Raw genomic sequence first — 15,509 nt, forward strand, 5'->3', positions numbered from 1 at the left:
TCACATTATTTTTATCACCGGCAGCTCGCGGCAATGTTGATATGATACTATTGTGAGAAGAGGAAACAATTTTTAGGGGGAAAAGGAAAGAATGCGGATTTTGTTGGCTGATGACCATCCGTTGTTTCGGAGCGGGGTGCGTAATTTACTGGAAACAACGGATGACATGCAGATCGTCGGCGAGGCTTCAAGCGGAGAGGAAGCGGTCGAAAAGGCGCTGGCGCTCAAGCCGGATGTGATTTTGATGGATATTCGGATGCAAGGTTTGAACGGAATTGAGGCGACGAAGCAGATTAGAGAAGCGTTGCCGCAGGTGCACATTTTGATTTTGACCATGTTTAAAGACGATCAATCGGTCTTTACAGCGATGCGTGCCGGCGCACGAGGATATACGTTAAAAGATGTCGACGAGGATGAGCTGCTATACAGCATTCGGATGGTGGCGAACGGCGGAGCGGTGTTCGGGGCAGATATCGCTTCGCGGATGATGGATTATTTCGCGGATTCCCGCACTCCTACCGCGCTAGATCCGCTATTTGCGAACTTGACGGCGCGGGAACGTGAAATTCTCGCATTGATTGCCAAAAACGAATCGAATGCGAGAATCGCGGCGAAGCTTCACCTGAGCTCAAAGACAGTGGCGAATTACGTGACGACGATTTTAAACAAGCTTCATGTAACGGACCGCCACGCGGCGAGACTATTGGCCAATCGGCAGAATTTGGGCGTAGAGCTTCCGGAAGAGTAGTAACGAGGAAGTCTCAACAGAAAAGTCCTTGATCAGAAACGATCAAGGACTTTTTCATTTATAACGGCAGGGTGGTCGTCACCTGAGTTCCACCTGTCTCCAGTCGTTCAAAGACGCAATGTCCCCCGAGCTCGGCCGCTCTTTCGCGAATGGACACGAGGCCGAGCCCGCCTTTTTCGGAGGGTTTTGGTCGCGGTTGGATGCCAACGCCGTTGTCCGTCACTTCCAGAACCAACTGGTGGGAAGGGGTAATTTTGATCTGGACGGTGCAGGCGGTAGCGTTCGCATGGCGCACGACATTCACCACAAGCTCGGTGATGATTCGATACGCAGCAACCTCGACGGCAGCAGGCAGAGGCGGTAGATGATCGGGCGCATGAAGGGAGAATTCCATCCCAGCCAGCATGCCAGCCGCAGTGAGATGGCGGGTGGATTGGCCAAGCTCGTTGATTCTCTCTTGCACGGCCCCGATCAATCCCAATTCATCCAGGGTGGGCGGGCGCAAGTCATGGACCAATGTGCGAATCTCATCAACAGTGGAACGAATGACTTTTCTGAGCTCGACCATCAGCTCTTTGGCAGTCTCGGGATTGTGGACGACGTGCTTTTCGGCTGCGGCGGCATTCAGCGCAAGTGCGGCCAGACGAGGCGCGAGGTCATCGTGTAGGTTGTGACGAATTTGCCTGCGTTCTTCTTCGCGCGCCAACACCAGTTTTTCACGAGATTCCTGCAAGGCATCCGCCAACAGCTTCATTCCGATGGTCATGTTCACGTTTTGAATGATCGGGCCAGATTGAGTAAGCAGCACGTCGAGCAGCTTGTAGTCTGCAGCAGTGAACGTCTCACCGAGCGAACGGTTGGCCACGAGCAGCGTCCCCAATTCTTCCCCCCGATGGATGATCGGAAATGGCAAAAGTTCGTCCGTTCGCTCTCCGGCGGATGCCACCAGCGTGTTTTGGCCGTTGACGGAAATCGAGATGCCTGTGTAGGGCAGCCGGAGCGACTCCTTGATGGTCGTGACAACAACTTCAAGCATGGCTTCCGGCGAGATCGGTTTGACCAATTGGTTCCCAAGCTCCGCGAGAACGGCATATGGGTCATCGTGCCGCCCTTTCATCATGCGGTTGACAAGACGCTGCAGCCGCTCTTTCAAAGGAGCGAACAGCACGGCTACCACGGAAGTAGCAAGCAGGGAGATTACGACATTGTCTTTTGTCTGGAACAAGCGGCTGAGGTACAGAACAGATAAAATGTAGACCGCGACCACAAAGACGGAAAGGCCGATATATACCAGTGTTCGCTTAACCAGTGGATCGATATCCCACAGACGGAGGCGGACGATTGCCAATGTCAAAGTCAGCGGAATGATAAGCAGAAACAGCTCCAGAATCCCGTTCAAGTAAATATAAGCAGTCGCGCCCCATTGAAACAGTGCGGGCTCAAACAAAAAACTGATGCTGATAAAACCGCCCAACCCGCACGACATGCCGAAAACAATCCATTTGGTCTGTTGGCGCTGCAAAGGAAGCGACTTTTTCCGGTAGCGATATATCTGGGTGCTTACCAGCAAGAGAATGATCGAGAGAAGCCAGAACGCCTTTGCGAGATTGGGCCATGATGTGAATCTGAACGGGGCGCCCGGAAACAGGCCGCTGTACAGGTAAACCAGGCAGATCAGCAGCAAGACTTTTACTGTCCAGGCCGGGACGAACCTGCCATCGGGAAAGATGAGAAAGAATGAGATCAAGGTAATCCAGCCGATCATGTCCACCAGGTCGTACCAATGCCACAAGGCTGGCGTGAGCTCCGCTGCAGCCCAGACGAGCGAAGGAAATGTCGTTCCGAACGAAACCAACATCAGTGACGCGAGTAGGCCGAGCGGTTCACGGAAACACTTCCACAAAATAATCAAGGCCGCGAGATAAAACAAAAGCGTAAAGGATGCATCGATCACGGTGAAAGTCATGGCGTAGCCTTCGACAGTCAGATGCTCCTGCTGCAGTACCGCAAGCGGCATCGGTGGCGCTGGCGTCACCTTGCAGGCGGACAGAATGCACTCGGCGACCAACCGTTCATAATAGCGGGGGACGCTGACAAGAAAACAGGAAACCACTGCGAGGCAGAATAGGACAACAATGATTTGAATGGGCAAAAGCTTGCGAACATGCATTAGAAGATCCCCTTTGCGGTTTGGCAGTAAGTGGATTCCCTTATTATAGCAACGGCAAAAATGCTTGGATATACCCCGGGAATAAGTTCCCGAATATTCCTGCTTATTCTCGAAAGTTCCCGTGTGAGCGGTCAGGCACGTGCCGTGATTTTATTTTCAAGTTTGCCGGTCCAAATGAGGTAGCCCATCGCGACATAAGACAATCCCCAGAAAAAGGCAAACCATTCGGGTAGAACAATTGAGCACATCATGAGGACGTGCAGGGCGACGATCCAGCGGGGATATACTTTTGCCCGAAACGTCACAATCGCAAAGAGCAACGTGCCGATCATGGTCCCTACCATGCCAATCATGCGTGTGATCGTGACAAAAATACCTGGATTTTCCGGCAAGATATTACCGAGTGCAAATACGTTCCATACCATGCTGGTGATGATAATGTTGCCAACGATAATCAAGAGCGTTGCCAAAAAGCCGACGATGCCTGTTTCCCGCGATTGCACCAGATACGTCCCGATCGTCCCCACGGACATCAATACGCAAGCGATGAATCCAAATGTTAATTCTTGTGGGCTATCCGAGCCCCAGATCAATGCGCTCGGGGTCATTCCCATCCGCGTGAGCCCTGCCAGCAAACAAATCATGCCTAACCATTTCACTACCGTTTTCCATTCCATAAAGACCCTCCATCTCGTAAGATTGATTTTTTCTAAAGCAATCGTATCAAGCGAGGTTTCCCACCGTGTAGAGCAATGGCTACCTTCCTTTCAAGGAAGAAGCTCGGGAACTTTCGGGAAGGGTACGATGAGCAGTATTCGAAATTTTGCAAAGTTGCTATAATGAGTTACGCGATGGAAGCCATTCCCAGTATCCTGTGGAAGTGAAGTTGGCAATTCGGAATGACGGAAAAAGAAAAGGAGTGATCTTCGTTGGACATTCTTGTCGCTGATGACCACCCCCTGTTTCGCAATGGAGTCATCAATCTTTTGCGCACCACTGACGACTTGCGCGTGGTTGGTGAAGCATCGACTGGCGAAGAGGCGATTGCCCTCGCTTCCAGCCTGCAACCCGATCTGATTTTAATGGACATACGCATGCCGGGATGCAACGGCATTGAAGCGACCCGCCAGATCTTGGAAAAGCATTCGCACATGCAAATCCTCATCCTCACCATGTTCAAGGACGACCAGTCTGTTTTTGCAGCCATTCGAGCAGGAGCACGCGGGTATGTTCTGAAGGATGCGGATGAAATTGAACTGATTCAATCCATTCGCATGGTGGGAAACGGTGGGGCCGTCTTCGGCTCCGATATCGCGTCGCGGATGATTCATTATTTTTCGAATCCGGCTCCTGTTGAACCGCTGATGGATGCCAGCCTGTCCGAATTGACGAAGCGTGAACGGGAGATTCTCGAACGTATTGCGGAGGGGGACAGCAATGCCCAAATCGCATTTCGTCTTCATTTGAGTACAAAGACTGTCGCCAACTATGTCTCAACGATTCTCAACAAACTGCAAGTCGTCGATCGCAGTGAAGCCGGACGTCTGGTGAAGAAGATGCGGGATGAGGATCAACTTGATTTGACATGAGAAGTCGTATGATAGGGGATACCTTTGGGGGTGTTTACATGAAACAACCAGCCGCCGGTTGAATCCGACGACTGGCGTCTTAACTTGATTTAATCTCTGTCCGATAAACTGGGGGAGTTCCTAGGAAAACGTCGTCCTATGGCATGATCGGCACGATTTCTATCACGGAATCCGGTATTTCTACAAGCAAACGAATGTCCTGCGTTGCTTTCTCTGTCGTGAACTTCACTTGATAGCCGGTCACCATCGATGTGGGTAACTCTGTCTCATGCTCTACTTTCCCATCCAAGGGGATCAACTTATTGCCGTCGAGCAGGTACACACGTAAAGCCGACGTGCGGGAGATTCCATTACGAGCTTGAAGTGTCACTTCATTTCCGTTTCGCTCCGCTTTCACGGTCTTATAATCGAAAATATCATAGCCGAGCTTGATGTGCATGACATGCTTTTTCCCATTTGCCCCTGTCGCCGTAACGGTGACAATATCTAGTGGGGAATACAGGTCGTAATTCTTTTGCAAGACGAAACTCTTTTTGTCACTGACCGGTATAGTTGAAGACACGCCCGCATACGACACATCGACCGATTTGATTTCGCTATCCGTTACATTCCCGTATAGCATTAGCCTTACCTGCGGGCTGCTCCCTTTCACGAAGGTGACGTAACCGCCAGTCAAATCGGTTTTGATCAAATCGGCGTTTTTTTCATCCGTAACCGTGGTTTCCCCTGATGTCCTGGTTCTCTGTCCGTTCACGCTTTCCATTACGTAATATTTGCCGCCAATGCTCGGCAATTTCGAAAAGGTAATGCTGCCTTTGCTGTCCGCGGTCTTGGAGCCGTAATTGGAGCCGTAATTGGAGCCGTTTTTGGCGTCGCAATATGCACCGCCGTAGCAGACTTTGTCTTGAAATAGCGTGATCGTTGCGCCTGGTGCTGCTCCTTGAACGGTGATCGTCCCCTGTCCGCCCGTAATCGTCAAATCTGTCACGGGTGCAGGAGAGGGCACAGGATTCGGAATAGGCGTAGGATTCGGATTAGGTGTTGTTCCTCCACCGGCTGTGCCATTCGTACCCCCACTTGCGGAATCATTCATCGGCTTTCCGAACGTAATCGGCTGCGAGATAATCGTATCCTCGGGCGTTTCGATTTCCAGGACGTAATACTGTCCTTCCTTCATCGTCCCGTTGTCATTCGCAAACAAATCGAAGGAAACCGCCCCTTCAAACGTTCCGACAGGATCTGTCGGAGTTGGCCGGAAAGCAGGCGTGATCACTTTCTCCCCCTGTACGATCCCCAATAGCCAGCCAACTCCCACACGGTTGGTTCTCCAGATTCCATGATAGTTTTCTTTGCCAAATACATCGGTAGAACGCAGGATGATGGCATTCACGACGGTTTTTTGCGAAAAGGTGAGGCTCACTTGAAAGTGACCGTCCCGTGTGCCATCAGGTTTGAATTCCGCGCTGCCGGTCTTATCGAATTTTTTCTCAAGTAAAGCAAACTTCGTAATGCTTACACCTGCTGCCGTATCCGACTCCGCTGCATGTGCAAATCCTGCAAATACGCTCATTAGCATGGCGCACAGAAACACGCACAATGCTTTTCTTGTCATTTCCCACTTCATTTGTACACACGCTCCCTGATGAATCAATTTCGAATGGTATCAATATAACTGCACGGAATTCCCAGGAACAAGGGAATCTCTTCCTTGCCGATCTGGGAAGTTTTTCAGGAACGTTGGCAATGTAAATAAGCCGAGCCACCCCCAAGGAGCGCTCGGCATGTACTGCGTTATTCTATAGTAAGGCCAACCAGCGTTTGCTACTGCTATTTTTTTGCCAAAATCCGGAATGTGACGCCGAACGGATCCGTGACATTGCCATAAGCTGGGCTGAAGAAACTGGACTGCAGTGGATCGTTTACACGTCCACCTTCCTTTAACGCTTCAAAATATTGTGCAGCTTTTTCTTTGTCGTCGGTTTGAACGACGATGGTCACCTGTGTGCCCTTCTGGTAGTCACTGCCGGTGACGTTGTCGGTCAGGTGAAGCTCCGATTCGCCAATTTTCAAGATGGCGAATGACACCCACTCTTTCTTTTCTTGAGGCAGCGGAGATACTGGATTTTCAGGCATATCTCCGAATCGAAGTGTGTAGAGGACTTTGGCCTCCAGTGCTTTCACATAAAAATCGATGGCTTCATTGGCGTTACCGTTCATTTCTAAAAAAGGGATCAGACTTGTTTTCATAAGAATCATCTCCTATGGATTAAATGTTTTTTTGCGGGATAACCGGCCCGGCATTGCTTCAAGTTGGTTGACCGGTTTTCCCTGTCACTATTGATGTCGAAAGGCCGACAGGAAATGTGACCGATGAGCGAAAAAATGATTTTTTATATTTTTGGTCACATCTGCTTCGGCTGGTACGACATATAAGGTAAAGGGAACGATGAAAGGAACGTGCAAATGAGCGATCACAAATGGCTTGTGGAACAATTCGAGTCGTATCGCAACCATCTTCAAGCGGTAGCTTACCGGATGTTAGGTTCTTTAAGTGAAGCGGATGATGCGGTGCAGGAAGCATGGATAAGGCTTAGTCGCTCCGATACGAGCGGAGTGGAGAATATGGGAGGCTGGCTAACGACGATTGTTTCGAGGGTGTGCCTTGATATGCTGCGCTCCCGGAAATCGCGGCACGAGGAGCCGATGATGGAGAGTGTGCCCGAACCGGCAACAAGCCGTCATGATGGAAGCGATCCCGAGCAAGAAGCACTGTTGGCCGATTCTGTCGGTCTTGCGATGCTTGTGGTTCTCGGGAAACTGAATCCCGCTGAACGCATCGCGTTCGTGCTGCATGATATTTTTGCCCTTTCTTTTTCAGAAATCGCACCGATCGTCGGACGTAATGAGGCCGCGGCAAGACAGCTTGCAAGCCGCGCGCGTCGACGGGTTCAAGGGACGGATTTGGCGGTCGATGCTGCGGAGGTCATGCAAAAGCGGGAGCTAATCGATGCCTTCCTCGCCGCTTCGCGCACCGGTGACTTTGACAAGCTGCTGTCGGTGCTAGACCCGAATGTGGTGCTCAGAAATGACATTTCGTTCGCACCGGTTTCCGCAGTGCCAGAGGTTTACGGTTCGCAATCGGTTGCCAAGCAATTCGCAGGTCGCGCCCAAGGAGCACGACCCGTACTCGTAAACGGTTCAGTGGGTGTCCTTGTGGCACCTCGCGGCAAAATGCTGCTCGTGCTCGAGTTTACGATTGCTGACGGTAAAATTACCGAAATCGGCATGATTGCTGATCAAACACGCCTTAACGAGCTCGACTTGGCGATTTTGGAATGATGAAGATCAGCACATACTCCACGAATGCGTGGAGTTTTTTATACAGATAAGAATTTATAAAATTCTTATCCAGTATAAGGGCAACCGCGGCTTAAGCCAAAAGCATGTCGTAACCAGGTTTTCTAATTTGCATGTCGTTCTTATGATTGCATATACTACAGGAACAAACGTTCTTGTATTTGCGGAGGCGAGGTAACAACATGTTTACCAAAAGTGAAGTGAATGAAAAGCTGCTTGAATGGCTTGCTTGGCGGTTGACGATGAAGTCACTTCGACAGGATGCCGGTGTGATGGAGACTGCTTCACATCTGAAACTGGGGATCGGCTATGGACTGGTTCTGCGTGAGCTGTCAGAAACAGCGACTACGCGTGAGCAAGCGGCTTATACCGCGATGCAGACAGGCGGTATTACTGTGCTAGGGGTCAAAGAGGATCGCGGCGAGACCTTTGTCTGGTGGAAGCAGAGAGGACGTCCGGATATGTATCGAATCGCAGACCAGCTGCTCCAGCCTGCTGCGCAAATGAAACTCGGCGAGCTGATCGAAAAGCAGTAAATGTCCGATGGGGGCGTGTCAAAAAGGGGAGATTGCGTGTATGAAAAAAAGAGACGGTTGGCCGCCTCCTGTTTTTTGGAAAGTGTTTATGCCTTACTCGGGCGATCTGCGGGATAGCCATGCAGCAAGCGGTACTGCTTTCGCTCTTCGGTAAAATCCCACCATTGCTTGTCGCTATCCGGATTTTCGGCAAAATGGACGACCAAGCGAAACTGATCTTCCACGCAAGGATCGATCTGAACGCCATAAAGACGCTCCAATTGTTCGATCAGCAGTGCCCCATCTTTCCCTTTTATGTCTTCTAAGCGATAGTATCCGAGCAGCATCAGATCTTTTGCGAATAGTGGGCCGATAGAGGGAATGCGTTGGAACGCAGCCATTGCTTTTAGTTCTTTGGCACGCTGAAGGGAAATGTCTAGCTGCGCACTCAACTGCTGGGCATCGATGTCATGGAGTTCATTTAGCCGTATGTGATGTGACCGCAGGGCAGCACGCTCGGTTGTGGATAGATCAAGCTTTGGCGTTTTTTTCGTTGTTTTCATCGCGTTCAATCGCCTCCTCCTTTCATCTCGATCCATTCAGACTGGAGAATGGAATATTGATATTCATCGACCCACTTCCCTTTAGACATGTAGTTTTGTAAGAGATGCCCTTCCCGTCTCATGCCGAGACGTTCCAATACACGAATGGATTTTTCGTTGCGCACATCAGCAAAAGCGATCACCTTATGTTTTTGCAGCGTTTGGAAGATGTAATGCAAAAGCGCGGTAACAGCTTCATTGGCATACCCCTTCCCTTGATGTTCGGGTGCGAGGGTGAAACCAATTTCCACGATTCTCGGTTCAGGCATAGGCGTATGGAGTGCACAGTCTCCAATCAGTTCATTCGTTCCTGCCAGAGCGATGGCGAACTGGAACCATGTCCCGGGCTGGTTGGGCGAATGAGCAATCTGCTTATGAACAAATGACTCGGCTTCTTCCATCGTATAGTTTTCCCAAGATTGAAAGGCCGCGACCGATGGGGCAGAACGGTACGTGTAGAAGGGAACTACGTCCTGTAGGCACATGTGTCTGAGAATGAGGCGGGGTGTTTTTGCGTATATCGATTTCGAGAGCTCCATAGCGATCCTCCTTGGCGCCGTCAGATAGGCGATATGACAGTTGGAAAAATGGTTACCCAATCAGTGTATCGTGTAGGGGCTGGAAAAAACAGTAGCTTCGTGAAGGCTAATTGAAGCGAAATGGGGCATTTTATACCATAACCAATAAGAGAAAAGAGGTGCTTTTTTGCAAAAAGAGGATGCGGTATGGGCAGCATTGGAGGAAGTGATCGATCCTGAAATCGGGGTAAACATCGTAGATTTGGGGCTTGTCTACGAAATAAATGTGGATGATAGCGGGCGGGCAAACATTGAAATGACGTTGACCATTCCCGAGTGTCCTTTGGCAGATGACATCGTCAAAAATGTCAAAGAGGCGGTTACTGCCATTTCCGGGATTTCAGAGGCGAATGTTTCGCTTGTTTGGGAACCGAAATGGAGTCCCGCGCGAATGAATGACCGGGCCCGTGAAGAAATCAGGTCGCGTCAAAGCATCTCATAAGGGCAGCTGAGCATAACAATTGTTTCAAATATAGTACCGTGGAGTAGTGTGGATGGAATAGAGAGCGCCCTCCGACGAAACAGACTGAGGAGGGCAAACAGCAGCGTCAGAGCATCGGCAAAGCGATGAAGCCCGGTCATCCGACGGTGAGGCCGCTAATCGACGATGTAGCATTTTTTAACAAAATGAACGATGCATAGGTCTTAGAAAATGCAAAAGACTTTCGCATTCATCCATGCAGCGGTATGCTTCATTCGCATAAAAAATCAGCGGCCGTCTAAGACTTTATTTCTCAGTCTCAGTGCTCCGCTGTTTCATTTTTAGGGCCAGTCTATTCCTTATTTTCAGCGAGCATGAACATCATTGCTCAAGTCTCGGTCGAGTCGGATAACAGTCTGGCGTTTGCACGTCGGACACCTCGGACAGCTTCATCAAATAATAGCATTCCTCCCGCGACATATGGTCAGCCATCAGGGGAGACAAAACGCCTAATAATTCATCCTGCAGCCGCATTTCTGTCAATTCATGCAGAAAAACCTGGAACAGCTGGATTTCCATTTCGGCTTGGCGGTTGAAGCGATTGAGTGCGGGGAAATCCTTGACATTGGTGCGCAAATATCCAGCCAGCTCGATCGCTTTCAAATAAAAGTGCTCAAATTGTTTCGTGAAGCGATTGCTTTTTTGCTGGCTATCATGCTCCACCATATCGAGAAGCGATGTTATGGTGGCAGCGTGTCCTACTGCATCCGACAGCCAAAGCAAATGATGATGGATGGTTTGAAACGAGGGAATCCCGCCAGTGGATAGGTAATAGTTCAAGATTCGCAGATATTCTTCCAATTCGTTCACCATATGGTTGAGAAAAGTCGGAGGCAAGCTGATGGAGATCTTTCCGACCAGATGTCGTTCGAGCAGGTGTAGCTTGAAATCGCGAAAGAAGCGAGTCAGTTCGTTCGCTTACTGCGTAAGCGACTGAAGCTCGTCGTCAGAAATGTTTGTGCGTGCGTACGCGAGCAAGCTGTCAAAGGAGCCGATGAAATTGCTCGCTTGCTCGATCTCTGTCTTTTCAACCGGAGCCAGTGATTGATGGATAAACCGGGCATGATCCCCGAGAATTTGCAGCCAAAAACGATGTTCAAACAATAAATCGTTCCTTGCATCACGGTTCAACGTCGTTCCCTCCTTATTACACTTCAACCTATGTGCTGGAGCCCATAAGTGTGTAAGAAAGAGCGTGCGAACGTGCTTATTTCAAAACATCCAACGCTTTTCTAAGCTTCTTTGCGAATTTTACGGGCTCGCTCACCGATTCTAAGTGGATGTACATCAGACGCGGATCATCAAACAGCCAATGGTTGTGGATTGCAGTCACTTTCAGTTTTTGCTTGCGAGCGGCATCGACAAAACGTTGGACTTCTTTTTGAAGAACGGTGATTTCTGCCGTATTTAACGATTTTCCATCACGCCCTAACGACTGGATGGTGATCTCGTGTTCGGTTTCGTACTTTTTGCCCAGAATCCTTGCGTTCAGGTTTCGTTTTACCGTAATGCTGCACGTATCATTGGACATGCCCATGCCCCCCAAGATGCAAGCTAGTTTCTTGCATAAGCCTTTTGGAATTTTCACTTCTGTTCCCCCCTTCGAGTTTGCATGATACAAACTATGTCGAGGAAGAAAAAAAGTAATAGTTTCATAGCTGAGAGGGCTCATAGGAAAAACGAAAGAGGCGGAAATCCGCCCCTTGTTCCATTCGTTCCAGCCACTCACAGCGTAAAGCTGGTGACCAGTTTTTGCAAATCTTGCGCCATACTTGTTAATGAAGCAGAGGATGCGGAGATTTCTTGCAGGGAGGCAGATTGCTCGTCGGCAGAGGATGACACCTGCTGGTTTCCGGCAGCATTTTGCTCAGCTGCTGCGGCGATTGCCGAGATCGACTGTGCGACGTCTGCCGTTCCGATTGAGATTTGCGCGGAAGAGGTGGACACCTCATGGATTTGCTCCGCGATGGTGATGACGTAGTCCTGAATTTGTTTGAATAATTCTCCGGATCGCTGCGCGACTTCTAACCCAACCGCAACTTCCTCGGTTCCAGTGTTCATTGATTTCACCGCCAATTGCGTTTCTGCCTGAATGGCGGCAATCAGCTCAGCAATCTGACCAGCAGAACCGGCTGATTGCTCTGCGAGCTTTCTCACTTCATCAGCGACGACAGCGAATCCTTTCCCGTGCTCTCCCGCTCGGGCGGCCTCAATCGCAGCATTCAGCGCCAGCAAATTCGTCTGGGAAGAGATTTGCTTAATGAAATCGACAAATTGGCCGATTTCCACCGAGCGGTGCTGCAATCCTTGCACAACCTTTGCCAGATGAAGCATCGTATCGTTCATCCTGTTCATTTGCGCAGTCGTGATATGGATCGCTTCATTTCCTTCGCCGGCTTTTTCTGCTGCTTGTGCAGCGGTGGATGAAACCGTTTTGGCATTGGCAGCGATTTGTTCGATGCCTGCAGACATTTGCTCCATCGTGGCGACACAGTGCTGGATTTCGCCGACTTGCTTGTCTGCCCGAAAAGCTACGCCCTGGATCGATTCGGTAATCATCTGTGTCGCTTTGCTCGTCGTTTCCGTGCTTTCCGCAAGCTCATCCGATGAACTCGCCAAAATCATTGCCTGCTCCCGCACCTTCTGCAGGATACTGCGCAACGACTCGCTCATTGCGTTGAAATGCTCGGCCAACTGACCAATCTCGTCTTTGGAAGAGACAGCGATGCGAACGGTTAAGTCGCCTTGCTTAATTTTTTTGGATGCGGTCACAAGCGTATGTATGGGCCTTACGATGGAAGCGATGACGGCATAGTTGGCTCCGAAACCGACCAGCAAAGCAAGCGCAACCACAATGCTGGTTGTAATCAAAATGGAATCTGCCGAATGTGCCAGCTCCTGGTCATAGATGGTTCCCGCTAGCTTAAGGCCGGTCAATTTATTGGTGACGAATGACATCCACATTTTTTGACCACGGTCCACATAGGAAAACGTACCTGTATCTTGTTTGTACAGCTGACTCACCCAGTCACCCGCAACTTGTGTCCCGAATTTTTCGGTCGGGTGGATCACCAGCTTTTGATCTTGATCGAGAATGGCGACGTAGCCGGTGCTGCCGATTTTTTGCTCGTCGGCGACTTTTGCGAGCGCATTTACATCAAGCTCAATGGCAAAGACAGCCGAATCATCGCTGACCGTACGGGCGATCGTGATGACTTGTACGCCGGTAATCGGGTCGAGGTAAGGGGCCGTGATGATTGTTTTCCCGACGGCGTTCATCGCCTGCTCATACCAGGGGCTTTTTTTCACTTCGTAGCCGCTTGGTAAGTTGCGGTCGGGAGACAAGATAGCGGTTTCCTCATTCGCTGCAATCAGCAGCAGTGCCTCCGGATGGAGGATATTGTACTTATTGAATTCTTCACGGTGCAAAAACTGTTCATTTTTTTCGAATGAACTTTCAGATAACGTCGCTGATAAATAGCCGACATCGTTCACTTTTGGAGAAATCATCTGATCGATATACTTGCTGAGTGACCGAACATTTTGATCTGCTGTTTGCATCATCTGTTGACCGATTTCCGCCTTGGCATTGATGAATGAGAAAACGCCGATCGTCACGCACGGAAGCAGCAACAACAGTGATGTAAAAAGGATCAATTTCCACTTCAAAGGCAAGCTAAGCTGTTTTTTCATTTCCCCGTTCTCCCCATATCCCAGTCGTGATTCATTGAACGTGTGCCTGTTAAAGTGTAACAAAGCCATTCCTAGGATAGAAGAACTATGAAAACGAATTTACAAAATCTTAAATTTGCCTTAATAATAGGCGGGGCGAACTACCATGACGCTTAAAAAACACATCGTTTCACACGCACAGGATTGCAATGTAACCGATTCTCGGTATATTGATAGATAGTCCGAATTGTTTGCAGGTGAGGAAAAACGAAAGGGAGGGTTTACGTACAATGGGGAACGATACGATCATTGCGGGAAAACAAATCAGGGAATGGAAGGATGACTACCCGTTGCTTCAGCCACTCTCCGAGACGGAGGAAGTGTTTTGGACGAACCCGCTCTATACCGGGTTCGATGGGACCGCTGCTCAAGTGACCGCGGAGGACGTGCAGGATGCGAGCGATCGGCTGCAACGGTTCGCACCTTTTATCGAAAAAGCGTTTCCGGAAACGGCGGAGTCTGGTGGATTGATCGAATCGAAGCTCGTCAGGATCAAGGACATGCAGAGCCTGCTCGCAGAAAAAAGCGGTCAGGAACTGCCGGGTTCACTGTGGTTGAAATGCGATAGCCACCTGCCGATTTCCGGTTCGATCAAAGCCCGGGGCGGCATCTATGAGGTGCTGGCACATGCGGAAGCGTTGGCGTGGAAGCACCAAATGCTCAGCAAGGAGAGCGACTATGCGGTTTTGGACTCGGATGCGTTTCGGGATTTGTTTTCCCGTTACTCAATCGCTGTCGGCTCCACGGGCAACCTTGGGCTAAGCATCGGCGTAATCAGTGCCAAGCTAGGGTTTCGCGTGACCGTTCACATGTCGGCTGACGCCAAGGCGTGGAAAAAAGACTTGCTGCGAAAGCGAGGAGTAACGGTCGTCGAATATGAAGCCGACTATGGAAAAGCGGTCGAAGAAGGCCGGAAGCAAGCGGAAGCGGACCCGACCTGCTATTTCATCGATGATGAAAATTCCAAGCATCTGTTCCTCGGCTATGCCGTCGCGGCAAATCGATTGAAAAAGCAGCTGGACGAGCAGCAAATCACGGTCGATCGCGAGCATCCGCTGTTCGTCTATCTTCCGTGCGGGGTGGGCGGCGGTCCTGGTGGCGTTGCGTATGGACTGAAGCTGATTTATGGTGAAAATGTCCACTGCTTATTCGCTGAGCCGACCCATTCGCCCTGCATGCTAATCGGGTTAATGACCGGACTGCATGACCAGGTCTCCGTACAAGATTTCGGCATTGATAACAAGACGGATGCGGACGGACTGGCTGTCGGCCGCCCATCGCGTTTTGTCGGAAAAGCCATCGAGTCGCTGCTGAGCGGCATTTACACCGTGGATGATCAGGAGCTGTACCGGTTGCTGCGCGACCTTTACGACACCGAGTCGATCCGTCTGGAGCCGTCTGCGTTGGCCGGTATGCCAGGTCCGGTGCGATTGCAGCAAACAGAGGCAGGACAAGCCTATCTCACACGGCATCACTTGACCGACAAGATGAAAGATGCGACGCACATCGTCTGGGCAACAGGAGGAAGCATGGTACCGCCTGAGGTTCAGGAAGAGTACTATGCGAAAGGCGTGCAGGCATCAAAAGGCAAGTAAGACTAGCGAAAAAACGCTACCGAAAGCAGTGAAGTGACCCCAAAAAGTTAGACTCGTATTTTTTTAAGCAGCATGTAAGGTTTGAGTCCGGTATTGCACTGGACTTAAGCCTTTTAATTTTATCTTGATTCGTTTGTTGTTA

General features: G+C 50.1%; 15 protein-coding genes and 1 pseudogene. 6 read left to right on the forward strand and 10 right to left on the reverse strand.

Annotated features, from left to right (window positions below):
- The first annotated feature begins 91 nt into the window (after positions 1-91).
- Positions 92-748 (forward strand): response regulator transcription factor, encoded by a 657-nt coding sequence (locus EDM56_RS30540; RefSeq protein ID WP_122921708.1) that lies wholly within the window; start codon positions 92-94, stop codon positions 746-748.
- A gap of 58 nt (positions 749-806) precedes the next feature.
- Here the strand turns inward: EDM56_RS30540 and EDM56_RS30545 are convergent, their stop codons facing one another.
- Together EDM56_RS30545 and EDM56_RS30550 are read right to left on the reverse strand one after the other, a co-directional pair.
- On the reverse strand, positions 807-2,918 hold the full coding sequence (locus EDM56_RS30545) for a sensor histidine kinase (RefSeq protein ID WP_122921709.1): 2,112 nt from the start codon (positions 2,916-2,918) through the stop codon (positions 807-809).
- A 131-nt stretch (positions 2,919-3,049) separates the two neighbouring features.
- Positions 3,050-3,595 (reverse strand): hypothetical protein, encoded by a 546-nt coding sequence (locus tag EDM56_RS30550; protein WP_122921710.1) that lies wholly within the window; start codon positions 3,593-3,595, stop codon positions 3,050-3,052.
- A gap of 252 nt (positions 3,596-3,847) precedes the next feature.
- On the opposite strand from EDM56_RS30550, the gene EDM56_RS30555 reads away from it, so the two are divergent.
- Positions 3,848-4,507 (forward strand): response regulator transcription factor, encoded by a 660-nt coding sequence (locus EDM56_RS30555; RefSeq protein ID WP_221176019.1) that lies wholly within the window; start codon positions 3,848-3,850, stop codon positions 4,505-4,507.
- Positions 4,508-4,643: 136 nt separating this feature from the next.
- Here EDM56_RS30555 and EDM56_RS30560 read toward each other — a convergent pair whose 3' ends face one another.
- On the reverse strand, positions 4,644-6,131 hold the full coding sequence (locus EDM56_RS30560; protein ID WP_122921711.1) for a hypothetical protein: 1,488 nt from the start codon (positions 6,129-6,131) through the stop codon (positions 4,644-4,646).
- 203 nt (positions 6,132-6,334) lie between these two features.
- Complete coding sequence (locus EDM56_RS30565; protein ID WP_122921712.1) at positions 6,335-6,754, reverse strand: VOC family protein; 420 nt, start codon at positions 6,752-6,754, stop codon at positions 6,335-6,337.
- Positions 6,755-6,970: 216 nt separating this feature from the next.
- On the opposite strand from EDM56_RS30565, the gene EDM56_RS30570 reads away from it, so the two are divergent.
- The gene (locus EDM56_RS30570; RefSeq protein WP_122921713.1) at positions 6,971-7,846 is read left to right on the forward strand and encodes a sigma-70 family RNA polymerase sigma factor; all 876 of its coding nucleotides are present in this window, start codon (positions 6,971-6,973) and stop codon (positions 7,844-7,846) included.
- 200 nt (positions 7,847-8,046) lie between these two features.
- Positions 8,047-8,400 (forward strand): hypothetical protein, encoded by a 354-nt coding sequence (locus tag EDM56_RS30575; protein ID WP_122921714.1) that lies wholly within the window; start codon positions 8,047-8,049, stop codon positions 8,398-8,400.
- A gap of 86 nt (positions 8,401-8,486) precedes the next feature.
- Here the strand turns inward: EDM56_RS30575 and EDM56_RS30580 are convergent, their stop codons facing one another.
- Complete coding sequence (locus EDM56_RS30580; RefSeq protein ID WP_122921723.1) at positions 8,487-8,942, reverse strand: helix-hairpin-helix domain-containing protein; 456 nt, start codon at positions 8,940-8,942, stop codon at positions 8,487-8,489.
- A 5-nt stretch (positions 8,943-8,947) separates the two neighbouring features.
- Complete coding sequence (locus EDM56_RS30585) at positions 8,948-9,520, reverse strand: GNAT family N-acetyltransferase (RefSeq protein ID WP_122921715.1); 573 nt, start codon at positions 9,518-9,520, stop codon at positions 8,948-8,950.
- A 166-nt stretch (positions 9,521-9,686) separates the two neighbouring features.
- On the opposite strand from EDM56_RS30585, the gene EDM56_RS30590 reads away from it, so the two are divergent.
- The gene (locus EDM56_RS30590) at positions 9,687-10,001 is read left to right on the forward strand and encodes a metal-sulfur cluster assembly factor (protein WP_122921716.1); all 315 of its coding nucleotides are present in this window, start codon (positions 9,687-9,689) and stop codon (positions 9,999-10,001) included.
- A gap of 360 nt (positions 10,002-10,361) precedes the next feature.
- Here the strand turns inward: EDM56_RS30590 and EDM56_RS30600 are convergent.
- The 3 genes and pseudogenes from EDM56_RS30600 to EDM56_RS30610 all read right to left on the reverse strand — a co-directional run bounded on the left by EDM56_RS30600 (position 10,362) and on the right by EDM56_RS30610 (position 13,733).
- A pseudogene (locus EDM56_RS30600) lies at positions 10,362-11,171 on the reverse strand (DUF2935 domain-containing protein).
- A 76-nt stretch (positions 11,172-11,247) separates the two neighbouring features.
- Positions 11,248-11,628 carry a DUF1259 domain-containing protein gene (locus EDM56_RS30605; protein ID WP_122921717.1) on the reverse strand — a complete coding sequence of 127 codons (381 nt, stop codon included), beginning with the start codon at positions 11,626-11,628 and terminating at the stop codon, positions 11,248-11,250.
- Positions 11,629-11,765: 137 nt separating this feature from the next.
- Positions 11,766-13,733 carry a methyl-accepting chemotaxis protein gene (locus EDM56_RS30610; RefSeq protein ID WP_183192655.1) on the reverse strand — a complete coding sequence of 656 codons (1,968 nt, stop codon included), beginning with the start codon at positions 13,731-13,733 and terminating at the stop codon, positions 11,766-11,768.
- A gap of 269 nt (positions 13,734-14,002) precedes the next feature.
- Between EDM56_RS30610 and EDM56_RS30615 the strand changes: the two genes are divergently transcribed.
- Positions 14,003-15,367 (forward strand): D-serine ammonia-lyase, encoded by a 1,365-nt coding sequence (locus tag EDM56_RS30615; RefSeq protein WP_122921719.1) that lies wholly within the window; start codon positions 14,003-14,005, stop codon positions 15,365-15,367.
- 63 nt (positions 15,368-15,430) lie between these two features.
- Here the strand turns inward: EDM56_RS30615 and EDM56_RS30620 are convergent.
- Positions 15,431-15,509 (reverse strand): IS3 family transposase (locus EDM56_RS30620; RefSeq protein WP_148040436.1); only part of this gene is annotated, 79 nt, incomplete at its 5' end.

This window comes from Brevibacillus fluminis, assembly GCF_003710825.1.
In the GTDB taxonomy this organism is placed as follows: Bacteria; Bacillota; Bacilli; order Brevibacillales; family Brevibacillaceae; genus Brevibacillus_D; species Brevibacillus_D fluminis.